22 protein-coding genes and 1 tRNA gene are annotated in these 22,948 nt (G+C 61.8%); 18 read left to right on the forward strand and 5 right to left on the reverse strand.

Annotation, left to right across the window (positions count from 1 at the left end):
• Positions 1–17: 17 nt before the first annotated feature.
• The gene (locus LZ605_RS02190; RefSeq protein ID WP_049400418.1) at positions 18–935 is read left to right on the forward strand and encodes a hypothetical protein; all 918 of its coding nucleotides are present in this window, start codon (positions 18–20) and stop codon (positions 933–935) included.
• Positions 932–1,693, forward strand: a complete 762-nt coding sequence (locus LZ605_RS02195; RefSeq protein ID WP_006375415.1) for a hypothetical protein — start codon at positions 932–934, stop codon at positions 1,691–1,693. Before LZ605_RS02190 ends, LZ605_RS02195 begins: the two co-directional genes overlap by 4 nt.
• A gap of 161 nt (positions 1,694–1,854) precedes the next feature.
• Here the strand turns inward: LZ605_RS02195 and LZ605_RS02200 are convergent, their stop codons facing one another.
• Entirely contained in the window at positions 1,855–3,642 is a 1,788-nt protein-coding gene (locus LZ605_RS02200; RefSeq protein ID WP_080355149.1) for a type II secretion system protein, read from the reverse strand.
• A 165-nt stretch (positions 3,643–3,807) separates the two neighbouring features.
• Between LZ605_RS02200 and LZ605_RS02205 the strand changes: the two genes are divergently transcribed.
• From LZ605_RS02205 to LZ605_RS02225, 5 genes are all read left to right on the forward strand, one after another.
• On the forward strand, positions 3,808–3,981 hold the full coding sequence (locus tag LZ605_RS02205; RefSeq protein WP_006375368.1) for a hypothetical protein: 174 nt from the start codon (positions 3,808–3,810) through the stop codon (positions 3,979–3,981).
• Positions 3,972–4,436, forward strand: a complete 465-nt coding sequence (locus LZ605_RS02210) for a hypothetical protein (RefSeq protein ID WP_006375367.1) — start codon at positions 3,972–3,974, stop codon at positions 4,434–4,436. The genes LZ605_RS02205 and LZ605_RS02210 overlap by 10 nt, the downstream gene beginning before the upstream one ends.
• Before the next feature lie 114 nt (positions 4,437–4,550).
• Entirely contained in the window at positions 4,551–5,147 is a 597-nt protein-coding gene (locus LZ605_RS02215) for a ParA family protein (RefSeq protein ID WP_006375366.1), read from the forward strand.
• Positions 5,148–5,182: 35 nt separating this feature from the next.
• A complete protein-coding gene (locus LZ605_RS02220) occupies positions 5,183–5,752 on the forward strand; it encodes a hypothetical protein (protein WP_224481864.1) in 570 nt (189 codons plus the stop codon).
• 2 nt (positions 5,753–5,754) lie between these two features.
• On the forward strand, positions 5,755–6,861 hold the full coding sequence (locus LZ605_RS02225; protein ID WP_224481863.1) for a hypothetical protein: 1,107 nt from the start codon (positions 5,755–5,757) through the stop codon (positions 6,859–6,861).
• A gap of 40 nt (positions 6,862–6,901) precedes the next feature.
• Here the strand turns inward: LZ605_RS02225 and LZ605_RS02230 are convergent, their stop codons facing one another.
• The 3 genes from LZ605_RS02230 to LZ605_RS02240 all read right to left on the reverse strand — a co-directional run bounded on the left by LZ605_RS02230 (position 6,902) and on the right by LZ605_RS02240 (position 9,160).
• The gene (locus LZ605_RS02230; protein ID WP_154354769.1) at positions 6,902–7,048 is read right to left on the reverse strand and encodes a hypothetical protein; all 147 of its coding nucleotides are present in this window, start codon (positions 7,046–7,048) and stop codon (positions 6,902–6,904) included.
• A 118-nt stretch (positions 7,049–7,166) separates the two neighbouring features.
• On the reverse strand, positions 7,167–8,063 hold the full coding sequence (locus LZ605_RS02235) for an HNH endonuclease (protein ID WP_032971086.1): 897 nt from the start codon (positions 8,061–8,063) through the stop codon (positions 7,167–7,169).
• 5 nt (positions 8,064–8,068) lie between these two features.
• A complete protein-coding gene (locus LZ605_RS02240; RefSeq protein WP_006375359.1) occupies positions 8,069–9,160 on the reverse strand; it encodes a hypothetical protein in 1,092 nt (363 codons plus the stop codon).
• Positions 9,161–9,925: 765 nt separating this feature from the next.
• Here LZ605_RS02240 and LZ605_RS02245 point away from each other — a divergent pair.
• The 11 genes from LZ605_RS02245 (at position 9,926) to mobF (ending at position 22,334) form a co-directional block, all read left to right on the forward strand.
• Entirely contained in the window at positions 9,926–10,327 is a 402-nt protein-coding gene (locus LZ605_RS02245) for a hypothetical protein (protein ID WP_006375357.1), read from the forward strand.
• A gap of 28 nt (positions 10,328–10,355) precedes the next feature.
• Positions 10,356–10,991, forward strand: coding sequence for a hypothetical protein (locus LZ605_RS02250; protein ID WP_006375355.1), 636 nt, complete (start codon positions 10,356–10,358; stop codon positions 10,989–10,991).
• 59 nt (positions 10,992–11,050) lie between these two features.
• Positions 11,051–12,115: a hypothetical protein gene (locus LZ605_RS02255; RefSeq protein WP_224481862.1), complete on the forward strand. Its 1,065-nt coding sequence runs from the start codon at positions 11,051–11,053 to the stop codon at positions 12,113–12,115.
• Positions 12,116–12,180: 65 nt separating this feature from the next.
• Complete coding sequence (locus LZ605_RS02260; protein ID WP_006375352.1) at positions 12,181–12,513, forward strand: hypothetical protein; 333 nt, start codon at positions 12,181–12,183, stop codon at positions 12,511–12,513.
• A 23-nt stretch (positions 12,514–12,536) separates the two neighbouring features.
• On the forward strand, positions 12,537–15,515 hold the full coding sequence (locus LZ605_RS02265; RefSeq protein WP_006375350.1) for a TraM recognition domain-containing protein: 2,979 nt from the start codon (positions 12,537–12,539) through the stop codon (positions 15,513–15,515).
• Positions 15,516–15,601: 86 nt separating this feature from the next.
• Positions 15,602–16,126, forward strand: a complete 525-nt coding sequence (locus LZ605_RS02270; RefSeq protein WP_249843616.1) for a hypothetical protein — start codon at positions 15,602–15,604, stop codon at positions 16,124–16,126.
• A 137-nt stretch (positions 16,127–16,263) separates the two neighbouring features.
• The gene (locus LZ605_RS02275) at positions 16,264–16,467 is read left to right on the forward strand and encodes a hypothetical protein (RefSeq protein WP_032971083.1); all 204 of its coding nucleotides are present in this window, start codon (positions 16,264–16,266) and stop codon (positions 16,465–16,467) included.
• A 151-nt stretch (positions 16,468–16,618) separates the two neighbouring features.
• Positions 16,619–16,705: transfer RNA gene (locus LZ605_RS02280), tRNA-Tyr, on the forward strand.
• A gap of 50 nt (positions 16,706–16,755) precedes the next feature.
• Positions 16,756–17,577 (forward strand): ankyrin repeat domain-containing protein, encoded by an 822-nt coding sequence (locus LZ605_RS02285; RefSeq protein WP_224481860.1) that lies wholly within the window; start codon positions 16,756–16,758, stop codon positions 17,575–17,577.
• A complete protein-coding gene (locus tag LZ605_RS02290) occupies positions 17,555–19,441 on the forward strand; it encodes a helicase HerA-like domain-containing protein (RefSeq protein ID WP_006375344.1) in 1,887 nt (628 codons plus the stop codon). Before LZ605_RS02285 ends, LZ605_RS02290 begins: the two co-directional genes overlap by 23 nt.
• A 64-nt stretch (positions 19,442–19,505) precedes the next feature.
• Positions 19,506–22,334, forward strand: coding sequence for a MobF family relaxase (gene mobF / locus LZ605_RS02295; protein ID WP_006375342.1), 2,829 nt, complete (start codon positions 19,506–19,508; stop codon positions 22,332–22,334).
• Between the two features lie 4 nt (positions 22,335–22,338).
• Here mobF and LZ605_RS02300 read toward each other — a convergent pair whose 3' ends face one another.
• Entirely contained in the window at positions 22,339–22,929 is a 591-nt protein-coding gene (locus tag LZ605_RS02300; RefSeq protein WP_032971082.1) for a hypothetical protein, read from the reverse strand.
• Positions 22,930–22,948 lie beyond the last annotated feature (19 nt).

Below are 22,948 nucleotides of genomic sequence, written 5' to 3' on the forward strand. Positions count from 1 at the left end.
CAAGGGAGGAGTAGGGGATGGAAAAGTTCGATTGGTCGAAGGTGGAGTTTGCACGCACACCCTGGCGGAGCCGGGTTATCCCGGACGCGCTGCCCATCCTCATCCGGTGGGCGCAGGAGGGCGAAGCTCATTCCTACAGCGACCTGGCCCAAGAGCTGCACGACACCTTCGGACACGAGATCAAACCCCGCAAAGACCTCTACGGCACCGTCGCCGGGGGAGTGGCCCAGGCCCTGCAGTGGCTCAGCGAGCAGTGGAAGGAACCCATCCCGCCCCTCCACGCAATCGTCGTCAACAAGAACACGAAACACCCTGGCGAGGGGGCGATCACCATCTCGCCAGCTTACTTCGCGGGGAAGAAGCTGGACACCGAGGAAGAGCGCCGTGCGCACTTGCGAGAGGCGATGGAAGACGTTTTCACCTATCCCAATTGGGACCGGGTCGCCCGCGCTCTGGGAGCCACCATGCTGACCCCGTCCGCCGGGGCGGTTGAAGAGGTGGCAGCGGATGCGCCTCTTCCCCTTCCTAAAGTCCAGGAGGGGGGGCGGCCAGAGAGCGACGAGCACAAAGCGTTGAAGGCGTGGATGGCCAGCCATCCCGAAGAGTTCGAGGACTTTGGGTGCTTCCCCATGGGGAGCAACGAGAAGTTGTTGAGCTCGGGTGACCGACTGGACGCGCATTTCGATAACGGAAGACATCGCCTGGCGGTGGAAGTTAAAACCAGCAAGTGCTCGGAGGACGAACTCCAGCGAGGCGTCTATCAAGCGGTGAAATACCGCGCCGTTCTCCGGGCCGAGCAGAAGGCCATCCGCCACGTGCCCAACGGGGAGGCGGTGCTGGTGTCCACGCGCGCTCCGAACGCGGAAACCCGTGCGCTCATCAAGCGGCTGCAGGTGCGGTTCCAGCAGGTGCCGCTGGAGGCGGAGCAAGAATGAAGCCTGAGGAACTGGAACAACGTATTCGCCAAATCGATGGATTCGTTCGGGTGCTCACGCAGGAGTGCCACATCCTCGACGAGCGCCGGCACATTCTGTCCCCACTCATTCAAGACCCCGAGATTCAGGCAGGGCTGAAAGCCAAGCTGGACAAGACGCCGGGGGCCAATGCCTGGAACCACTTGGCGCCGCTTCTTGGACAAGACCTGGTGCGCGATCAGTCACGGCTTTTTCTGGATAACGATTCGCGGTCCGGTAGCCTGACCAACCTCTGGCGAAAGCTTCAAGCAGATCCCGCGATCAGGGAGCACTACCGGGAGCGCTACGGTCGCATCTTCGATCACTTCCACGACGAACCGATCAGTGACCTGCCGCCCGAAAGCTCGGCTGTTTTCCAGGAGAAGTTCAGACAGAACGATCGGGACGAGAACTACTCGCGCTTCGATAGTGGCTGGGAAAGGGTCTCCAATGAAATGGTGATCCTTTCGGCTGATCCCGTGGCAGCGAAAATCAAGACCCTCCGGGACAAGCACCATGCCCACCTGGAAATGCGCAAGCTGGACGAGGAGCCTGGCGCGTTTGACATCAACACGCTTGGGTTGACCTTCAATGAGGTCTTGGCTTTTGGCGATCGCTGTCAGGCCATCGTGGCAGAGCTGGGGCTGCTCTTGACCGGAACCCGTTGGGATCCGCAGCAATACGCGTCGGTTCACGAAGCCCAGGGCAAGGCGATGTGGAAAACCTTGGCTGGGCTTTGACTTCGAAGCACAACAGCGAAGAGCCCAGAAGCCGCCGCAGGTGGCCAAGCCACCTGCCTTCTGGAAAGCACGCTTGGTGCGAGGGCATCGCCTCCGGTCGGTTTTGGAAATCCGAAGCTTTGCCACTTCCAACGTGAGGGATGCCCCCGCCTTCTTTGCCGTCAAGGGCACTTGAATTCAAAGCCCACCCAGTCGCTCGCTCCCAGGTCTTGCCAGTAGAACCGCGCGCCTGGACCCACGACGCTGCACGAGCAAGCCGCCGGCCAAACCGCGGTGCCTGGGTGGTTGACGAAGCCGTAACCTGGCATCGGAGTCAAGTTGGCGCGCAGCGCGTAGACACAGGCTTCCAAAGCCGGTGTTGGGCGGGTCACGCCAGGTGGCTCTGGCGTAAACGTGGGGGTGTCGTTCGTTTCGTATTGCCAAGTGCATGCCAACGAGGTGGCTTGAAGCTCGGCCAGGGTCCGGGGAGCGTTGCAGAAGATCGCCCAGCCGTAGTGCCCTCCGTCTCCCCACGAATGCCAAGATCGCCCGGTGTATTCGGGAAACGTCGGAGGTGGTGCGTTGGGGGTGCATGTATTGGCCTCGTTGCGACGAAACCCAGTCTCCGCCCAATTTGTCCAAGTGGTGAACGTCGGGCTGGGCAGCGACCACGTGGTGGCTGGGCAGTTGTATGACCCGGTCCTCGTCCGCCGCTGCTCGGCCTGCCACGTGTGCGATCCACTCTGGCCTGCCGGGCAAGCGGCACTCGCGGCGACCCACTGGGTTTCGGCTTGTGGGAAAGGCGCTGGGCAAGCCGCGCAGGTGGTGTTGGTCTGGGTCCACGCGTTCCACGAACCGGTGCCCGTGCACGCGAAGGTCCGCTGCTGCCCAATCGCGCCAAACTGACCTGCAGGGCATCCCACGTTGCGCGTCTCGGGAGCAGGGCACGGCGCGCAGGCGCTGCTGGTCGTGGTCCAACTGCCGGCCGTCGTGGACCCAGCCCACGCCTCGTAAACGCTCGGGTCGGGTCCGCAGTGGTGACGGCGGTTCTGGAACACCTGGCCGACCTGGCCCGATGGGCAATTGATCGTTCGGTTCTCGCTCCACTCCTGGCAAGACGGCACCGTGCTTGTCGGTGGCGGTGTGGCCGGGGGTGAACTCGGTGGGGCCGGAGGCGTCACGCTCACCGGGGGGGCGGGCGGCGTGACCGGTGGGGGTGTCGTGGGAGGAACGCTTGGTGGCGGGGCGGTTGGGGGCGACACCCCCGTGGAAGGTGGCACCGGACCTACGGGCCCCACCGGGGATCCCACGGGCGGAGAAGCGGGTGGGGTGACCGGGGGCGTTGCAGCTGGCAACACCAGCGGTGATCCGGTCCATTCGCCCCCCAACAACCCGCTGTGGTAGACGAAGACCACGCGCGATTTGTCCGCACACGTGCGGCTCAGCAATCCGACGTCGAGCTGGCCGCCGGTGTTTCGAATCACCGACACGTCCGACACCTGCGCGTCCCACACCCCGCCCGCGTTGGCCGCGACCAGGGCCACGCACGCTTGACGATCAAGGCCGGCGTAGCTGACGGAGAACGAATCCCCGAAGCGTTCGACGGTGTAGGGCTGGACGTTCACCGCGCCGCCCCACGCGTTGGTCAAGACGCTTTCCCCGGCGCCGAGTTGGGATTCAGGGGCCAAGCCATCGACCACCACGGCCGTGGTGCTCACCCCGCGAAACGTCCCCACCATCCCAAAACTGCTCTCGATGCGTCGGGACAGCTCGCGCAGGTTGCGCGTTTCGCTGGCCAGCTTGGCCTTTGCATCGACCTGCCCGAAGAACAGGAACATCGCGCCTGTGGCGGCGGTCACAACGCCCAGCGCCAGCAAGGTCTCGGTGAGGGTGAAGCCCAGCGCGCTGCGCACGCCCTTGGAAAGGCGGGTGAGGGTGGGCGAACAGCGGGGGCGGATCGTGTGCGTCATGCATTCAGCATGCGATGCACCTTGGATTCCGCAAGCCCCTGTTTCTAGTCAAAAAAAGTTGGATTTTCCATCTTGACATTGCTCGGTGGTCTGGTTGCATGGAGTTAGGGGAGTGGGGCGACCTACTCACGAAGACCGATTTAAATAACCCAAGAGACCGCCGCCATGATTGAAAGCCCCACCCGCTCGGCCCGCCCCATTGCTGGCCTTCCCTTCGCGCACATCCCACCCACGGCTCCCGCGTTCCTGCCCGAAGGCAAGCTTCGCCGGCAAGCCCGGCTGGCCCGCCAACAACGCCACTTCGAGCGCCAACTGCGGAAGGAGCTGAAATGGAAATGACCGTCCACCGGCTTGCAGAACGACTGTTACAGGCCATTGAGCACTGCAACCCTTGGGCGCTGAGAGAAGCCATCGCTGCTGTCCGCGAGGCGCGCCTGGAGGCTTGGAGGGGCCTAACGGCTTTCCCGTCCTTGGACCACCCGGTGGGGCCCAACGGAATAACCGCTTTCCACGTCGCTTGCATGGCGTGGCACGTAAACCAGGACCACCCACACAAACGGCAGTGCTACGACAAGATGGCCGGAATCCTGGCCGAAGCCGGGGCGGACGTGTTCGCGGAGTTTGGTCCGGCAAAGCAACGCTGGACGATCATTGAAGCACTGCATGGCGCAGCACCACCGTCTGTCAAAGCATGGATGGCCTCCCAGCCGTTCGATTTGCATTGCTCGCCTTCAAGCGTCGCCCACACGCTGCGGTGGGACTGCCGTCGTCCAGTCGCCTCGCGGGAAGAATAGAAAAGAATCCAAGGCCTGAACGGCCCGAAAGGGTTGCAAAAACATGCACTTGCGCAACGGTGGCGTCGGGGTAGATTCGGTAGGAACCCCTATCTACTCACGAAAGGATGCCGTATGCGCCTGTGCAACTTCTCACTCAAGGGTGGCGTCGGCCGCACGACGCTGGCCCTGAATCTTGCCGGGTGCTATGCCCGTGACCCCAACCTGCGTGTGTTGGTCAACGACCGGGACAGGCAGAGTTCATGCCTGGCATTCTCCGGGCTGTCGGACGAAACACCTTTTACCGTATCCCGCTCACGCTCCCCCGGCTTCGATATCGAGATCATGGACATGCGTAACGACATGCCTGATAACGAAGCACTCCCGGATGCCGATCTTTACCTGGTGCCCACGTTGCTCGATGTGGCGAGTTTTGTCATTTTCCTGCGAACCGTGGATGTGCTGGAGAAAAAGGGGAAGCGTTATCTGCCGATCGCCAATAGGGCCAACGAGAAGCGGGCAGCCCATCGCCGCCGCCTGGAGCACCCCAAGATGTCGGGAGCGATCCTGGTGCGCGATCGAGCGTTGTTTGCGGACTGCTACGAGGAGGGAAAGACCGTGTTCGACGCCAACGGTCGCTGGGCCCGGGTGGCCCAGGAGGAGATCCACGCCCTGGCTGTCCGGGTGCACGACATCCTTGTCGCTGGTGCAGGCCGGAGGGCTGCGGCATGATGGAGCTTCCCTTGGTTTCCCTCCCAGACCTACCCATGGCCACTCGCAAAGCTCCTGCCAAGAAGGCTGCCACGAAGAAGGCCGTCAAGCGCACCTTGGATGACGTCAAGGACGTGACCCATGCCAAACCCCGCCGGGCCAGCAAAGCGGACACTTCGACTGTCGCCCGCATCCCGGAGCACCTGTTGCTGGGGCCGGGCGACTACCCGCAGCGCAAGTCCTACTTTGACTACGACGACAGCCAGAAGGCAGGAAGCGTGGGAGGCAAGCGGGTTCACATGGTCATGCCCCGATCGGTCACGCTGCACGACTACCGCCGTCGGGAGGATGGGCTGCGCCACCACCGGGCCATGGTGACTATCCCGCCAAAGCTCCGCGAGAACATCGCCAAGCTGTTCGGCTTTGACGATTCGGAGGACGCCGGTAGTGAAGTCGCGTTGACCACCGCCATGGTGGCGCTGGCAGACTACGCGGCCGCGTCGCTCATCCAGGACAACACGCTGCTAATCGTGAGCTCGCCGGTGGACGAGCACGCGGAGGTCCGCAAGGCCGCCAGGGTGGCGGTGCGGAATCTGGGGATGAGCAAGAACGGTAAGATCTACTGAGCGTGGCACTTGCCCCTCTGAACGCTGATCAAGAGGACGCGATCTGGGCCAAAACCTGGCGTATCCCAGGCATGACGGCACAGCCGCTGACGGGTTGGCTGCTTCACTCGATGGGAATCTGGGCAGACAAGCGCACGCTTTCTGATCGGGTGCTCAAGATTTTTAAGGTCTCCGCCAAGACGTGGGAGATCGGGATTCCACGCAGGCCTAAGAAGCGGCAGCAGGTCTGCGATGGTCTGGTTGCTTACGTCCAGCAAAGCCACACTGAACTGATGCCGGAGTGTGCGGAGCGCCAAGCCCGTGCAATGGAGCGAGCCGCACGCGCGCTGGCCGAATATCCAACGCTTCCTCCATGCAGTTTTTTCCACCAGACAGTTGGCATCGCGGGTGGAGACCGCTTGGAAGCACTAGCAGTTGCCTTAGATGAGGTTTCCGCAGATGTTGTGCACGGGCGGCTATCCAGGGATGGCCTTTCCGTGGCGGTGGTCAAAGCGGCAGCAGAGGTAATTGGGCTACCCGCGGGAGCTATGCAGCCGGACAGCCGGCTCGATCCAGGCTTGGACGGGTTGCTCCTGCTATTGGCTCAGATGGATCACGACCTCACCACTCCCCTGATGGCTAACGCGGGTGAGATCAACAGCTTGGTGGCACTTTTGATTGATTCGCCCGGAAGTGGGGCGAGGAAGCGGGTTCAGCACCGACTTTTGGACATCTACTTCGCCTTGGCGCTTGCCGCACGCGGGCGTGACCTGCCAGAGAGTTTGCCGAAGGTCAGGGAGATCGAGGACGCGCTCATGGGCGGCCCGCCTGAATCCGGAGGCCAGTCCTGGGTGGTGCGTTGGCGCAATGGAACCAAAGCGCTTCGAGAAGAGGATGTGCTATCGGTGATCGCGCACGTCGGACACGTTTCGGGGAAAGACGTGTCATGGACGATGCGCCGTCTCTATGCTGCAGCCCAAGCGTGGGGGAGGGTGGAAGAGCAGGGTGTGGAGGCGGTAATGCTGGCCGGTGAGCGCTACAACCAATGGTGGAATGCTCTGTGCAACCAGGGGCGGGTCAAAACCCCATGGGTCCAACCCTACTGGTCCCAGTTCTCGCAGAGCAAATGATGAAGCGGCTCCCCTCACTTCGAGGCGAAGCCGCCATGGCTCACTTGCCGTTCCGCTTCGCAACCACTGAGGCTGCTTTGGCCTTGAACGCCCGTTGCTGAGGAGAGGGGCTGGGTTGCCGATCCACCGCGCTTTGGATGCGTCGCTGGGCCGTCTGCGTCATTGGCTTCTTCTTGCTGTTGCTCATTGTGTTCTCCTTTCAGGAGGTTGGGTGAGCGGTCAGCGTAGGAGGGAGAGCGGGGGGAGTGGGTTAGGAATCTTGGAAGTTTGACGAATCCGTGGGGAATACGGGGGCCAAGCACCGGCTATCCCGGTAGGGCGGTGCTGTTTAACTCGGACGACCCGTGCCCCACCAGCCTCTTTCTTAAAGCTTCCTTGGACATCTTCGGTGGGGCGGTTAACGTAAGATCCTTCCCGTCCAACGAACGGTAGTAGGGATCATCCACCCCAGCAGTGACGTAAACGACCAGGTCCGGCCCGATGGTCAACAGGCCCGCATCGAACAACGCGTGGATGTCCTTCCGTAGCAGTAGCCCGTTGCTCAAGGCGTTGGTAGATGCCCCGTTGTAGGGGACGATGTGGGCCGCGTCGATGACGCTTGCCAGGGCGGTGCCGGTGACCATGCACACCGCTCCGTAGTGATCGACCAGGCGTTTGCGAAACTCGGCTTGGCCCTCTCGGATCACACGGAGGACCTGCTCCATTCGCTTTCCCTCTGCTGCGACAGCGTCAGGAGCGGGGGGCAATGGCTTTTCCACCCTTAATCGCCCGCTTTCCTCAAGCACGCCTTGGAGGGCTTGGATCACGTCGTGACTGAAAAGCTCGGATGCCGGGCGCAGCTGAAGGTCAATCCCGGACCGGTGCCGGATGTGCGCCAACAGAAGTGCGGCGTCCTCCACATACTTGAGCTTCTTTTCGCGCATGTTCCAGAGTTGGTTCAGCTCGGTAAGGCTGTATACCTTCAGCGCGGACCTAATATCCCGGCTGCTCATCCGAAGGTGGCTCAGCCCCTTTTGCAGGTGTTGACGAACCAGGTATTCCTCCAGCTCCGGCGGGTTTCCATCTTCGTCAGCGCGGATGGTGAACAGGCTGCTGAAGGGCTTGTTGAATTGCTCCTTCCACTTCTTCTTTCGCCGCTGAGGCTTCGACGGGGTCCGGTTAGCCTTACTGTCGCTTCCCTTGTCCTGATCCTTTTCATCCATGTCGGTCAATTGATTGTCTGAGCTTGCCTCAATGGTAAGGGATCCCTGGTGTCCGGGCGCCCTTTCGACTGGCGCTTGCGGGCTTTCAACCACGCCGCCGCCAGATCGTCCACGTCTGCCTGCAGCGCGGCCCGCTCTCCAGGCAGCCATGCCCTCAACGTCCCTTTGGCCACGCCCGCGTCTCGCTTCGCCAAACGCCGCCTTGCTTCCAACCACTGGGCTTTCGTTTCCCCCTCACGTGTGGCTTGACGCTGGGTCCGCATGCGAACCGCATTGGGCTTGTCGCTGTAAGCCGGGACGTGGTCTTTGCCCATGCTGGGCCACAGTGTTTCGTGCGCGCCCTGTCGCCGCAGGCGGATCTGGCGCAGGCTTGGATACCGGGCCATCCACCGGTTCTCAAAGGTGCGGTCGGGAGGGGGAGCAGTCCCCAAAGGCAGGGGAATGACCAACGCGTGGAGGGCAATCAGTTGCCACACCGCCAATTGAAAAACATCCGCGGTCAACCGGAAGGCCACCACCTCGGGGTGTTCCAGCCATTCGCCCTGGTGCACGTTGCGCAAGAGCGCGGCCAAGTCGTTTCGCGTCAGATGGGCACGCTGGGCCAGTGGCCACCCCAACATCCAGCTGTCCGAATGCCGCTCCACGTGGACGAGGAACCGGGGGTGCATCCAGCGCTCTTGGAGCTGGGCAAGGACGGTGGCTGGCTTGGCAAAGCGCCCCACCTCGACCAGGTGGTTGTTGGAGCGCTGCAGGACAAACAGCCGGTCGGCCAGCAAGGCGTCCAAGGTGTCTGGTGGCAGCCGCTGGCTCAACTCGGGCCAGGCCAACAGGTCACGGCTGCCCCGCTCGGTGATGCAGCGCTTGCAAGCCATGCGCAGGTTCTCGGTGTCCGTTGGGCCGCCCTGGCTCAACGGAACGAGCGGTGAAAGCCCCCAGGCGTGGCGACGATCCAAGTCCAGGGGGGCGGTGCAGAAAGCGCACACAGGGCGTTCGGAACGGCGGGCCACGTCCAGCGCCCAACGGGGAGTGGCAGGCGCACGGACGGCATGGAAGGCCAGCACGCGACGGGCAAACGCGTCCAGGTCAGCGGTGGTCATGGGAGCACTCCTGAAACGAAAGCAGGTGGATCATTGATGGGCCAATGGCGGTGAATGAAGGCCATGGCGCGCACCCTTGTTTGACTAAAACGAAATGGGGCGAGGGCTCCGCGCTTTCCTTCCAGGGGTTCTTTGGCTGCCCACTTGCGATTCGGAAAACACGGTGTCGGTGTATCCAAGGGCATTGCACACGTTTGACTAAAACCAACGTGGCTTGGGTGTCGTGGGGTGGTGCGGCGGGTGGGCGAGGGCAACCTGTCCTGGGGATTCGAGGCAATGCGAAATAGTGGGCTGAGAAACTCCGCACGGATTCCCGGGGTGGGGCATCGGTGGGCGTGAGGGGTGGAAGAGCGGGAGCGTTGCGTGGGCATGGTGTGGGCGATGGTCCTGTGGGGCGAGGGGCGTAGACCACCAATAGCGCACCTGGGGCAACACGCAAGGGGCCGCCGAAAAGCAACTGCAAGAGCCCAACGTGTGTGGAAGCAATGTCGGCAGTGGCAGAGAAGCAGGAGCCCGGACGGTTCCCCAGAGTCGTCATACACATGACGCACTGAAGTGGGAGTGCGTTTTTCGCCCAAGAATCGCTGTAACGCCTGCCGAAACCTCAATGCAATCAAGGCCTGGCCATGTCACCACCGAATGGAGACAGTGTCAGTGCTTGTTAGCTCGTTTGGCCCATGTTTTTCAGGCTCCTGACGTGGGGCCTTGCCAACTCCGAGATTCGCGGTATCGGTGGAGTAATCCCGAAACGGAGTTACTCGACCAATGGCGTTCGTTCGTCAAAACGTAAACCTCGACCGTGGGCAGCTGAAACTTGCTCAGCGGCTTGCCCGTGAATCGGGCAGTGGGTTCAGCGCTTACGTGCGAGAGGCGCTGGAGCGACACAACACCGCCACGTCCGTGGTGAGCGTGCTGGAGAACGCCAACGCTCAGCTGGAGCGCCTCATTGACGATCTGCGGGAAGAGAACGCGCTGTTCCGGAGTGCGCTCCAAGAAGACCTGCGGCGGTTGCGAGACGAAACGAAGGCGGAGCAGGACAGCGCCATTCAGCGCTACGAAAAAGCGCTTCGCAAGGTCGTGACGGCGGCCCTCTCGCAACCCTCTCCAAAAGGTTCTGGTGCGGCCAAGGTGCCCGCAACCGGACCCATGACTGCTCCACGCACCTAATTTTCCCCCACAGCAGGAGATCCATCCCATGAAACGTTTTTCCGTTCCTCTCACTCTCTGCCTGGCGGCGTTCTTGCCGCTTCAGGTTTCCGCCCAAGCCGCCCCTGATGCGGTCCATGCCGCGGAGGACGATGGCAAGCCCAATGCCGACAAGAAGCGTCTGTTCAAAGCCGGTGGCATCGGCTGCGTGGCCGGCGGAGCCATCGCCTTGCTCACGGGCAAGAAAGACAAGGCCCTGGGCGCTTGCGCCGCCGGTGCTGCAGTGGGGGCTTCGGCGTCCTACGTGAAGCAGCAGCGGGAGCACGCCGAGCAGGCCGCCGACGCCGCCCGTGCGGCTGGCATGAAGGCCGAAGTGGTCACCAAGACCGAAACCGTGGATGGCAAGCAGGAAGCCGTCCTGGATTCGTTGCGCTTGAACTACAACCCCACCGACATGAAGCGGTTGGACAGCGAAACTCGGGCCTTCCTCGACAAGTTCGCGGGTCTGTTGAACAAGTCCAGCAACGGGTTGACGGTGGTGTTCAAAGGCGCCGACAAGGCCGCCTGCCAGGTGCCCATCGTTGAGCTGGCCAAGCGTGGCGCGCTGTCCAAGGTCACGGTGGACGACCGCTGCGGCAGCGGTGAGCCCGTGATCGTCGTTACCCCGGTGCCTGACGTCCGGTGATCTCAGTGCCCGGGTGTCGATCGATGCTCGGGCTTCCTTCCCCCTTCCGAGGAGCCCACATGACCCCAGAAGAAAAGAACCAAAGAATCCTTCAGCGCAAGCGCAAGGAACTGCTTGAGCGTGCCAAGGCAACCCCAACCGCTTCGCCCACGCAGGAAGAGCGGCTGGTTTCCGATGGCGTGAAAGAAAACCTGAAAGCTGCCGGTCACTGGGCCGGGGTGATCAGCAAGCGCACTGCCGAGTTGACCCAGAAGGGCTTTGTTGCCGCTGCAGAGAAGGCGAAGCAAGCCAAGGCGCAACTGGACGCAAAGCGCACCCGAGAAGCCCAGGAACATCGTGGTGTCGAAGAGAAGCCTCAAGACGCTCCGCTCACCGTGGAGCAGGAAATGTTGGTCAGGCAACTGACGTCCGATGCAGCTGCACCGGTTCTCGTAGGAGCGGGTGATAAGGGAATGTGCACCGTTTGGGAACTGGTTGATGAATTTGGAGAGCCTGGCGCACAGGTTGCAGATGGATTGGGTGGCCCATCGGTGGACGCCAAGGCGTTGAGCAATGAAGATACGGCAGCCTTGGTCAATCTGTCTCAGCAGGACGCAGTGGAAGTCCTGTCCGTTCCCGCGGTGCTTGAAGGGTCCAACCGGCCCCCGGAGGCCGCGTCACCAGAGCAGCCAGTAACTCCAATCCAACCCAGCCCCCGCTCTCGTTTGCCTTGGGTCTTGGCCGGTGTGGTGGCGGTGGTATTGGCCGCGGGGGCGATCTACTTCTTGCTTGGGAAGAACAACCAGGTGCCTCCGAGCACACCGCCTCCCTTGATGCCGGTTGCCACTCCAGCCGTTCCCGAGCAGCTGCCCAAGGTGGTGGAGGACCCCGTGGTCCCGCCCGTTCCAGCAGTGCTTCCAGAGCAGGCCGAGCCAGAACCTGCGATCGAGAAGCCAGAGCCGGTCGACGCTCCCCCGGTAACGACGACAGCGCTGATTGCGTCCCAGCCCAAGCCTTCGCCGAAACGTGCGACCGCCCCATTGCCGAGGACGGCCCCCGCACCCGCCGCCGAGCCAAGGAATGACTGGCAGCAAAAAGCCAACGCAGACCTGGACGCTTGGGCGAAGAAGTCGGGGATCGACTGATCCCCCTTGCGCATCCGCGGATTCGATCTAGAAAGAAGTGACCTACTCACGAATAAGGGGGCGACATGTTCAAGTGGCTGTTCACGCAATACCGGGAACCCGGAAAACTTCACTTCGGCTCAAAGTGGCTGAACCTGCACGGGCGCTTGTTCCTCGGCAGCCCTGAATCGTTTGGCATGGGCCACCTGAGCGAAGGCGTCCGCCGCACTTTCTACTACTTGCGCGCCGATCGCAGGCCTCCGGTCAGAGACGACGCCGCGTATGAGGCGTGGACCAAGGATCGGCTCTACGCGAGCAAGGTTGAGCAGGTCGCAGAGCGCTGGGTGGCCAAGGCGGGCTTCCTGGCGTGCGCGCCGCTTTGCTTGGTGCTTGCCGTCTTGGCGCATTGGCTTCGTTGATTTGACAGGGGAGGGAAACAGAGATGGAAGCAATCAGTTTGTTCAACGTGCTTGACTGGACGAGTGGCTTGGGCCGCAAGTTCCGACGGAAGAGCGGCGAGCCTTCGGGCGTGAAAGAAGAAATCATCGTCCAGTCCCACGAGGAGTATGAAAACCTCGTGGGTCGCTTTGACGTGACCGATCGCGTTCGCAGCCGAGAGCTCGATGTGCCGGAGGCTGATCGGGATTTCGCGAAGGAATGCGGCGCGGTCTGGGACGAGAACGCCCAGGTGTTCAAGGTGCCCGAAGGACGCAGCGAGGACGAGTTCCAGGAGTGGTGGCCGAAGGTTCCGGAGGATTTGCGTGACACCCAATCGCGGATCATCACGACGAAGCGTGGGCGGCGTGCCGAGGGCTTCTTGCAGGGCAACGACATGGGGCAGGGCGGCGACAGCCTGGCCACTCCCTTGATGTATCTGGCCTTCCCCGTGATCGGCGTTCTGGCAACCTTCCTGGTGAGCCTCATCGGTTGGGCCGGCTGGGCCGCTCTGCTGCTGACCATTCCATACTTCATCGCCCTCAAGCAAGGCGAGGGCATGAAGGAGGCCCTGAAAGCCCTGGTGCTGCTGCAATGGGTTCCGATGGCGCTTCAGTTCATGGTCGGCGACAGCAAGGGCGGCACCGAGGTGGCAATGCAAGCCGGCGGCATGGCTGTGTATGCCCAGATGGCCAAGACCTACCTGTGGTGGGCCTTTGGCTTGGTCGGCGTCCTGTTTGTGGTTTGCTTTGTGGCGGCGGCCTCGCACCCGCACCGGGGCGTCATTGGCGGGACAGCCGCGCGCTTCATTCAAGCGATGCAGTGGGTGGGCCTCATCTTTGCCGCCTTGGTTGTCGCCAAGGTCCTGCCGTTTGGCTTGGGCGAGGCGGCACCTTACGTGTTGGCCTGCATGTATGCGATGCAATACGCCGAAGGCAACTTTGTCCAAAACGCCGCCCGGCTCTACCTGCAGAACAACGACAACAACCTGGCCACCCAAGGGGCGTTGATCAACTCACACGTCAAGGCACGTGAACAGCAAGCCGAGGCGGCCCTGCGGGACAAGACCCCGCTGATCACCATCGGGCGCGCCACGGGGCATCTGTCCGACAAAGGTTATGGCTACTCGCCCGACTTGGGCACCGTGATGATGTTCTCATGGCGCGATTGCCAGCAGGGCCTGCTCGTGTTCGGGGCCATCGGTTCGGGCAAATCCTATGCCGCGTTGCGACCCATCGCTCGTCGGTTCCGTAAAGCCGCCTTGGCAATGGCGTGTGTGGCGTCGGAACAAGGCGATGTAAGGGAGCGTTTGACGCGGCAGAAGCTGGCCGGCGGTGCTCTCATTGCCGACGGTAAAGACGGAGCAATCATCGCGGATCTGGAAGGATTGTTCGACATCGTCGTCAAGCCAGGAATGCGCGTGGGGCCCTATGAAGGGTTGGCGCCGGATCAGATCGTGCGGGCATTGCGCGGCGCATCCGGTGGGCGCGTGGACGAGAAATCCAAGCTTTGGACGGATGGTGGCGATGCGTTTCTCTACCACACGGGCATCATCCTTCGTGCGCTCGTGGATCACGAGATGGCTTACAGGTCCTGGTGCTCGGCCAAGCTGGAAGGGTTGGAGCGTGCACAGATGAACGCGGAGCTTGAGCTGGTCAAACAGCGAAAGCTGGGCGAGGACGTGGCCGAGACTGAGGCGTTGATCGAGCGGATCGCCGAGCAGATCGCCATCCATCGAATCCCGGTGAGCGACGACAGGCAATGGCATTACACGCCATTCCACCACATCAAGTTGTTGTCCATTGTGGAACGCGTGATTCCCGCCAGCCCCGCGCCTCGTGCCAATGCAAAGCTGATGGAGGTGGTGAAATACTTGGGCCTGGAAGAGGCGGACACGAGCCATGAAGAAGAGGGGCGGCTGGCCTATGCGGCTTACCTGCAGCAGCACCGCCTTCGTCAGGACAACGCTCCCGAAACCATCCATCCAGACCTCTTCCGTCCCATGTCTCAGCTGCAGAGCTCGCTGGAATGGGCGTTCCAGGAGATTCCCGCGATGCATCCGGAACAGAGACAATCGTTCACGCTCAACTCACGAGGGCTGCTGGAGAAGCTCTTGCGGGGCGAAAAGCTGCGGGACAGCAAGACGGACATGCCTTGGCATTCGATTGAGACGGGCGAGGTGGACGTGTCCGACGCACTCTATGGAGCCATGGTAGGCCTCTTCTTGCCCCCCACCCAATTCGGTGAAGCGGGTGAAATGATGATGCGCCTGCTCAAACAGCGGGTCATGAACGGAATCAAGGCGCGTGGTGCATTCGGCGACAAGTGGCGCGAAGCGTTGCCTGGGCAAACCGAGGTGATGTTGATGATGGACGAGGCCCACCTGTTGTTGACGGCCGATGACATCAACCTGTTCTCCGTTTCGCGCTCGCTGGGGTTGATGCCCGTGCTTGCAACGCAAGGGTTTGAAAGCTTGGTCAACGCCTTTGGATCAGTCAACGAGGCGGAGCTGATGGCCAACACGATGCAATCGGTGATCGCGCTGAAGTGCTCGCACAACACCCACGAATACCTGGAAAAGCGGTTCGGACAGGCAACGTTGACCACGTTCAAACAGCGCACCCGGGGCATCGACTACCAAGGCGGCATGAACAATTGGCGCCACTCCGTGCTCAACGACCCGGATCATGCCTACGCGTCCGCCTACGACAAGATGCGAATGGAAGGGGCCGGGCGGTTGACGGCTTCGCGCATCGACGCCGTGACGGGTCGCCGCTGGCGGATTGGATCGGAGGACACGCTGGGCCAAGACGAGATCGCGCGCGACATCGACATGCCCACCGGGGGCAAGCGCGAGGTGCAGCCGCTCTTCCTGCAGGAAGAATACTCCGCTCTTCTTGAGCCCCGCGGTCACGCCATCGTGGCGCTGAGCCGTGCCGGCATCAAGCGCTTCGACCTGGCGGAGCTGCTGCCCGACGCGGATTGATGCGGATAGGCGAGGGGGTTTGCCCCCTTGCCAAACCTGCGGATTGATCAACGATGAGCCTATTCACCCCAGCGGAGGAAACAAACATGAGCAACACCCTCTCCCAACCCATCGAAGAAATGACCGAGCTGCGAGCACTCCAGGCGCAGCGCAACGAGCGGCTTCTGGTCGATCGCCCACCGCCCCAGAAGGACAGCGCGGCCCGGGCCGACTTCGAGCAGAACGTGGCCCAAGACCAAGACGCCATCGAGCAACGCCGACAGCGCGTTCTGGATTGGGCAGAGAAGGCCTCGCCCGATCAGATCGCCGCGCTCCAGGCAAAGATCCAGGAGGCCGACAAAGCCGTTCGTGATGCAAAGCCGGACGACAAGCACGAGCAGGTGGTTCATGCGACCGTTGCGCAGTGGCGGCAGCAACGCGGGGCCCAGCGGGAGGAGACCCCTCCCATGTTGACCCGTGAGCAGCGGATGGAGAACGGACCTGGGCGCCTGGGATACGCCGATTACGCCCGCAGTTCGTTGAAGGAGGTGGCTTTCATGAAGGACTACGCTGCCAATTACGATTGGGAGAAGCACCAGAAGCAGGCCCAACCGAACGTCTTCCGACAGTAATTTTTCATCGATGTTCAAATCTGCCCGGTTCTGCGCAGAATCGGGCATTTTTGCGTCTTGACGTCCAGTTTGATGGTGCTTTACTGGTTTTGTAAAGAGTAGGTAGACCTACTCATAAAGCCAAAAGGAGAGCCACCATGTCCACGTTGTTCAATGCCCTCAAAGACTTCGCTTTCGAAAACGCGGTTCCACTGCTGACCAGCTTGTTCCTGCTGACCGCGGCCTTCGCAGCGGCTGTTCTCGTCTACCCCCCGGCCGTTCCGGTTCTGCTCAAAGTGGTGGCCATGGCGGTGGCGGGCTTTGTGACCATCGGGGTAGTGGTCCAGACTTCCTTCCGGTGAGCAGCCGGCGCTGGCTCAAGCTGCGTGCAAGGTGCAGGAAGCGTTGGCGCCGGTTTGACTGGGATGGGTTTGATTTCTGGTTCTACCCCGCGCTGATTTTCTACATGTTGGGTTGGATCGTCTTTGGCCCACCCGACAGCGTTTAGCGTTCGGGTCAGTAGTCCGGTAACGAAGCCGGGGCAGTCTGTAAAACTGCTGGTTCACTCCCCTGCAGGTTCAAGTCCTGCCTGACCCACCATTTCTGCGTGTTGGCTTGACGGCCAGCGATTCAACGCTACAACCATGGGGATGGACACCCAAGAATCCCTGTTGCGCCTCTTGCGTCCCCTGGGCCTCCAGCGAGCGGAGGCCTTGACGGGCGCGCTCGCGCGCGAAGCCGATGCGTCCAAAGGCCTTCACGATTCGCAAGTGTTGGCGCGTGCCCACGCCCTGAGCGTTGCCCCTGTCGAGGGTCGGTTGGGCGATCTGGTCTGGCAGGTCCGCCAGCGGAAGCACGATGATGTGCCCCAAGTGGACCTGCGCTGGGGCTTGCATAGGCTTGGGTTCGACGCGCCCACGCGGGCGTCCACCCAGAACCTGGTGCGTGCTTACGAGAGGCGCTTGGCAGACCGTGACGAGCCGATGGTTTACAGCACCTTGGCAGAGAGGGTGGCTGGGTTGTCCATGGCAGAGCACGTCTCGCTCTTCCAAGGCATGGCGATGGCGGTGGAGGAAGCGCGGGCACGGCAGTCCGATGCAAACCGGTTGCGGGAGAACGCACCATGGCAGGGCTGGCTCGTGGGGGCGTCCCGGGCGGGCCACGAAGCAGCACTGCTGGCCTGCATCGGCATGGGCGCGGACGCCCGGCTGCCCGATGCCAGCGGCAACACGCCACTGCATCATGCGGCCCGGTTTGGTCGCGCCTTGCTGGTCACCCCGCTGGTCCAAGCCGGCGCTGATGTGGCGGCCCTCAACGGCCACGGGTGGGCACCGCTCCACCTTGCCGCCCTTCACAAGCACGCCCGGGCCTGCCTCCACTTGATGGCCCACGGCGCCAATCCTGAGCAGCCAGGGTGGCGAGGGCGGACCCCAACGCGCATGCACCGACATGAGCAAACCCAAGCCCTTTGACGCGCTGGGTGACGTGCCCGGCAGCGTTGCGCCTTCCCAGCCGGTCCGATACTGGCACCGCGCCGTTCTTGCCGGTGCATTCGTTTTTGGCTTGGCCTACGTGGGGAGCATGGGCGTTGCCTGGCTCTTGCCGAATCCCGATGGCTCGCTCATCCGCTTCGCCGATGCTTTGAAAGGTGGTCTGGTGACCGCTTTTCACTTCCTGACCGCTGGCATCTCGGCACGTGCTCCGGCACGGGAGTTCATCGAACTGGTGTCCTACCACCACCCAGTGGCGACATGGTCCCGGATCGGGGTGTCGCTTCTGCTGGCGGCGGGCCTCGGTCTGCGGGTGTTCCTCAAGGCGACCGAGCCGGTGAGCAACACCTGGCACCTGTCCGGACCGCGGTTGCTGGAAGGAAAAGAGGCCGTGGACGAAGCCCGGCACCGCTTGATGACACCCAAGGAAGCCGAGGCGGATCCCTTCGCCCTGTCCCTCCACCCCGATCTGTTGCTGTCTAAAAAGCATTGGGCGCGCCACGTCCTGATCACCGGCTCGGTGGGTTCGGGCAAGAGCGTCATCCTCAAGCACATCCTGGAACAACTGACGCGAAAGAGGGACGCAAAGCTGTTCCTTTACGACATCAAGGGTGATTTCACGTCGATTTTCAAAAGGCCCATCATCGTGTCGCCCTTCGATGCGCGCTCCCACGTGTGGGACGTCGCCGCCGACGTGCGGACCCCGACCCAAGCGGCGGCGTTCGCTGCCTCGATCATCCCGGAGGGCGACGGCAACGCAAAGTTCTGGAGCATGGCCGCCCAGGACTTGTTAATTGGGTGCGTGCGCGAGCTCCAAAACACCCGGCCTGGCCAGTGGGGGTGGCGCGATCTGGCGGCCGTGGTGCGCCGTCCGGCCGCGGAGATGGCCGCAGGCATGCGCCCGCATTACCCCCGCGGCGCCGCACTGGTGCGTGACCCGGAAAGCCAGACCACGTCCAGCGTGCTGTCTTCCTTGGGGGGCTTCACCCGCCTTATCGACGATCTGGCCATCGCATGGCCCAAGGTTGGCAAGCGCCGTTTCTCGATGACCGAGTGGATACGGGACGACTACAACGGGCGCAAGCAGGTCATCGTTCAATCCGGACCGGACCCAACCCTGACGAAGGCCTACATCGCCGCCATGATCAACGTGGCCGTGCCGGATCTCATTGGGCCAGGCTTGCCGGACAACGAGGGCGGGCGTGGGCTCTACTTCGTGTTCGACGAGCTGACCAGCGCCGGGCGCTTGAACATCGATCCCTTGCTGGCGTTGGGACGCAGCAAAGGAGTGGTGGCCATCATGGCGGTCCAGGATCACTCCCAGATTGAGTTGGTCTATGGGGACAAGACCGCCCAGGCCTTCTCGTCGCTGGTGGGGACCCACGTGGTGTGCCAAGTGCAAATGGGGGCGACCCGGGACAAGCTGGCCAGCCAGCTCGGCAAGCGAAAAATCGCCTGGCGTGGGCACGAGGACAAAGCCCAAGTCCACGAAGAAAGCCGCGCGTTGGTTTCCAGCGGTGAGCTCACCGATCGGCTGGGTTTCCGAAAAGGCAAGCGCTACGGTCCCGAGACGTGGGGCATCGAGGCGATCGTGCAGATGGGTGGGGACGTGCTGTTGCTGACATGGCCCGGGAAGAGCCACCCAACGGTTCGCGAGGGGCAGGTGGCCGCTGCGTGGACCACCAAGCCAGCTGGCCCGGTGGTCGAGGGTGAAGGGCCATCACCGGCCGCGTCCCCTGCAAGCGCTGGCGCGTCCGCCTTCCCAACCACCGCCGAAGGCATCGATGCGGTGCAGCGGGTATTGACCATGACACCGGAGGAAATCGACGCGCTTTTCCAGCGGTGAGCGGCCTTGCCAACTCTCCGTTTTCTGGGACCTTGGAACAGTCAACGTTCTTTAGGGGAGCCCCATGATCAATCGCACGCCCATCAATGCCAAGGGCCAAAACTCGCACAGTGGCAACATGTTCGACTACATGCTGGCCACCGAGCGCCTGACCATCGACAGCGCCGTGGCCTATTACGCCGGCAGCGGTCCCGATCCGCGGCAGACGCTCAACTGGGGCGGCAAGCTCGCCGCCGAACTCGGCCTGGAAGGGCAGCCGGTCACCCGTGAGGTGATGGAAAAGCTTGGCAAGGGCTTTTCTCCCACCGGAAGGCCGTTGTGCAAAAACGCGGGCAAGGAGCCCCAATTGGTTATCAAAACGGATCGCTGGGGAAACGTGCGGTTGGACGACGACGGCAAGCCGATGGAGAAGTGGGAGGGGGGCCATCGGGTGGGGTTCGATCTGACCATTTCCGCCCCCGGGGACGTGAGCGTGGCGTTCGCGCTGGCGGATGATCGCGAGAAGCTGGCCATCCTGGAGGCCCACCGCCAGGCCTGCGCCGTCGCGATGCGCTACATCGAGAGCAAGGTAGAGACCCGGCGCGGAGAAGCGGGCGTAGACGTTATAGGCACGGCGGGATTGGTTTGGGCAGCCGCCGACCACGTCAGCAACCGGAACGTGGAATCCGACCTGCACACCCATCATCTTGTGTTCGGGGTTTCGAGGGGCGAGGACGGTCGGTGGGGCACCTACGACGCAATTGAGATCTATCGTCACACCCGCGCTGCGGATCACCTCTACAAGGCCGAGCTCTACAACGCAATGAAAGCGTTGGGCTATGGGATCCAGCGGGAACGGGAGGTGGACGTGATGGGGCACGAGACGGGCCAGATTCTCACCACGATTGCCGGAATCGACCGGGAGCTGGTGCTTAAGATGAAGACCCGCCGCCAGGAAATCCTGGACTACGTCAAAGAACACCCCAACGCCAGCCACGACGAGGCCTGCAAGGCCACCCGCAAGAAGAAGGAAGAACCGCCCTTCGAGCAGGTGGTCAAGGACTGGCAGCAAACCTTGTCCAACATCGCTAAAGAGCACCCGGAGCTGGTTCCCACCACCCAGTCGCTCAAGCAGACGAAAGGCCAGCACCTGGACCCGCATACGTTTGACGAGGTTTTGAAGCGCATGCACGAGAACGAGGCGATGTTCTGCGAGCATAACCTGGTCCGGGAGTTGGGGATGGAGTTCGCCGGGCAAAAGAACTCGGAAGAGGTTCTCCAAATGGTGAAAGAGTTCACCGAGCAGGACGATCTGGTGCGCGTGAAACCCGAATACCTCCACAAAGAGGACCGTGGCGCTAGGCTGGCACGAAGGCACAGTGAGGACCGTTTTTCCGCCACCTGGATGGTCGAATTGGAGGCCGAGATCATCCGCCGCTCGAAGGAGCGAGAGAGCGAGACGGACCTGAAGCTTTTCCGCTCCACCGTGGATCGGGAGATCGCCGCTTACGAAAAGCGAAAGGGGTTCACCCTCACAGAGGAGCAGAAAGCCGCCATCGGTCACCTCACTTACGGCACGGCCGGTGTGGGGGTCATGTCGGGGTTGGCCGGCACCGGCAAGACCACCGTGGCCGAGGTCTACAAGCAGTGCTTCGAAGCCGAAGGAAAGCAGTTGATGGGCTTGGCCGTGTCGGGTAAAGCCGCGGCCAAGCTGGAAGAAGAGTCCGGGATGCCCTGCATGTCTGTTGCAAAGTTCTTTTCCCAGATCCGGCAGGGCAAGGTTGCTCTGACGAAGAAGGACGTGGTGGTGCTCGATGAAGCCGGCATGGTGGCCACCGATGACACCTTGAAACTCATGACCTACTGCCAGGGGGTGGGCGCCAAGCTTGTCATGCAGGGAGACAGTGACCAGCTTCAGCCCATCGCTGCGGGCAACGGCTTTGAGCTCGCGAAGATGGCCTTGGGGGACAAGAAACTGACCGAAATCCGCCGGCAGAAGAACGCTGATGACCTGACCACCGCCAACAGCTTCTACGAGCGGGACGCCGAGGGAAAGGTCAAGAACATGCGACGCGGGCACCGCAGCCGCCAAGGCACATTCCATATGGGCGAAGAAATCCTGAACAACCTCAAGCAACGCGACTGCATCGACGACTTCGGCACGGACAAGCAGGCCATCAAAGCGTTGGTGGACGATTACTTGAAAGACAAGACGCCCATGGACGAGAAGCTGGTCTTGGCCCACACGCGCTCTGAAGTCAAGGCGCTCACCACAGGAATCCGAAAGGGGCTCCAGGAACAAGGCGTGCTGGACAAGGAGGAATTCACCTTCCGCTCGATCGTGAAAGGGCAGTGGGAGGACCTGACGCTCTCACGCCGCGACCGTGTGATGTTCACGGCGACCAACAACGACTTGGGCGTCATCAACGGCACCGAGGGCACGGTGGAGAGCATTCGGAAGGACAAATCCGGTGGCTACGACCTGGTGGTGCGCATCGACTCTTCGAACCCGAAAGAGGACGGGCGCATCCTGAAGTTCAACACCAGCGAGCACAACGCCTTGGCCCACCGGTATGCCATGACCGTTCACAAGGCGCAGGGGCAGGGGAAATCCGAGGTTTACCACCTGGCCACGAACATGGGCATGCTCGACCAGCAGTCTGCCTTGGTGGCGTTCACCCGCCTCACCAAAGGCAGCTACCGCATGTATACGACGGACAACGTGATGGATCGCTTGGCCGAACGGCTGGGAACCGAACGGCACAAAGAAATGGCGCTGAGCGTCGGACTGTCCAAGAGGCAGGCCGTCCCGGTGCATAACCTGGTCCAGGACGTGGAAGAGTTGTTGGCAGGATTGAAATCGCAAACCCAGGTGCCGGTAGAAAAGCATCGGGGCGCAGTGCACAACCATTGAATGGTTAGTCCATTGCCAGTCGGTCTTCGATTTCCCCGTCATCAGTCTCTGTGAAGAAAGCGAAATTGACCGCATAGAGTTCAATGATGGATTTCATGATGGTAGAAATCCTTGAGTCCGCCATGGATGTTGATTTCGCTTTGAAGATGAGGTGGTAGATGGCGGCCCATGTCGCTGCGCTGTCGTGAAACTTGATACGATTTCGCGGGCCAAGAAGCGAGCGGAATCTGCCCTCGGTAACCAATGCCTCAGCGGATTCTTCATGAACTACTTCGCATGAGGACATGAATAGGCGGCAGTTCTTTGGGATGCCAGACAGAAGTTCAGCCAGTCGCTGATAGGTGACTCCTTCTTGATTGGTCGTGTCGATGCCGTTCTTGTCCCCATGAGCAGAGATGTGCAGGTATCTGTATCCTGAGGCCCTGAAATCTCGAACTGCTGCCTTGAACTCCTTTCGAGTGCGGACATACGAATACTTGGTCTCCTTCCCGTGGAGACGAAGAATCTGAGCTAAGAAGACACCCTCAAACCGGCCATTGCCCTCATCATTCGGATAAAGGGATTCGATGATGTAAACGTTGGGGGTGGTCTTCATTTTTTTAGGTGCTTTGTTT

The sequence above is a fragment of the Stenotrophomonas maltophilia genome (assembly GCF_023518235.1).
In the GTDB taxonomy this organism is placed as follows: Bacteria; Pseudomonadota; Gammaproteobacteria; order Xanthomonadales; family Xanthomonadaceae; genus Stenotrophomonas.

Bases quoted from the DNA above. Each gene is read 5' to 3' on its own strand.
- LZ605_RS02285 (WP_224481860.1), top strand. From the start codon at position 16,756: ATGGACACCCAAGAATCCCTGTTGCGCCTCTTGCGTCCCCTGGGCCTC.
- LZ605_RS02235 (WP_032971086.1), bottom strand. From the start codon at position 8,063: ATGGATGAAAAGGATCAGGACAAGGGAAGCGACAGTAAGGCTAACCGG.
- LZ605_RS02250 (WP_006375355.1), top strand. From the start codon at position 10,356: ATGAAACGTTTTTCCGTTCCTCTCACTCTCTGCCTGGCGGCGTTCTTG.
- mobF (WP_006375342.1), top strand. From the start codon at position 19,506: ATGATCAATCGCACGCCCATCAATGCCAAGGGCCAAAACTCGCACAGT.
- LZ605_RS02205 (WP_006375368.1), top strand. From the start codon at position 3,808: ATGATTGAAAGCCCCACCCGCTCGGCCCGCCCCATTGCTGGCCTTCCC.
- LZ605_RS02300 (WP_032971082.1), bottom strand. From the start codon at position 22,929: ATGAAGACCACCCCCAACGTTTACATCATCGAATCCCTTTATCCGAAT.
- LZ605_RS02290 (WP_006375344.1), top strand. From the start codon at position 17,555: ATGAGCAAACCCAAGCCCTTTGACGCGCTGGGTGACGTGCCCGGCAGC.
- LZ605_RS02230 (WP_154354769.1), bottom strand. From the start codon at position 7,048: ATGAGCAACAGCAAGAAGAAGCCAATGACGCAGACGGCCCAGCGACGC.
- LZ605_RS02215 (WP_006375366.1), top strand. From the start codon at position 4,551: ATGCGCCTGTGCAACTTCTCACTCAAGGGTGGCGTCGGCCGCACGACG.
- LZ605_RS02200 (WP_080355149.1), bottom strand. From the start codon at position 3,642: ATGACGCACACGATCCGCCCCCGCTGTTCGCCCACCCTCACCCGCCTT.
- LZ605_RS02265 (WP_006375350.1), top strand. From the start codon at position 12,537: ATGGAAGCAATCAGTTTGTTCAACGTGCTTGACTGGACGAGTGGCTTG.
- LZ605_RS02220 (WP_224481864.1), top strand. From the start codon at position 5,183: ATGGCCACTCGCAAAGCTCCTGCCAAGAAGGCTGCCACGAAGAAGGCC.
- LZ605_RS02260 (WP_006375352.1), top strand. From the start codon at position 12,181: ATGTTCAAGTGGCTGTTCACGCAATACCGGGAACCCGGAAAACTTCAC.
- LZ605_RS02240 (WP_006375359.1), bottom strand. From the start codon at position 9,160: ATGACCACCGCTGACCTGGACGCGTTTGCCCGTCGCGTGCTGGCCTTC.
- LZ605_RS02190 (WP_049400418.1), top strand. From the start codon at position 18: ATGGAAAAGTTCGATTGGTCGAAGGTGGAGTTTGCACGCACACCCTGG.
- LZ605_RS02255 (WP_224481862.1), top strand. From the start codon at position 11,051: ATGACCCCAGAAGAAAAGAACCAAAGAATCCTTCAGCGCAAGCGCAAG.
- LZ605_RS02245 (WP_006375357.1), top strand. From the start codon at position 9,926: ATGGCGTTCGTTCGTCAAAACGTAAACCTCGACCGTGGGCAGCTGAAA.
- LZ605_RS02275 (WP_032971083.1), top strand. From the start codon at position 16,264: ATGTCCACGTTGTTCAATGCCCTCAAAGACTTCGCTTTCGAAAACGCG.
- LZ605_RS02270 (WP_249843616.1), top strand. From the start codon at position 15,602: ATGAGCAACACCCTCTCCCAACCCATCGAAGAAATGACCGAGCTGCGA.
- LZ605_RS02210 (WP_006375367.1), top strand. From the start codon at position 3,972: ATGGAAATGACCGTCCACCGGCTTGCAGAACGACTGTTACAGGCCATT.
- LZ605_RS02195 (WP_006375415.1), top strand. From the start codon at position 932: ATGAAGCCTGAGGAACTGGAACAACGTATTCGCCAAATCGATGGATTC.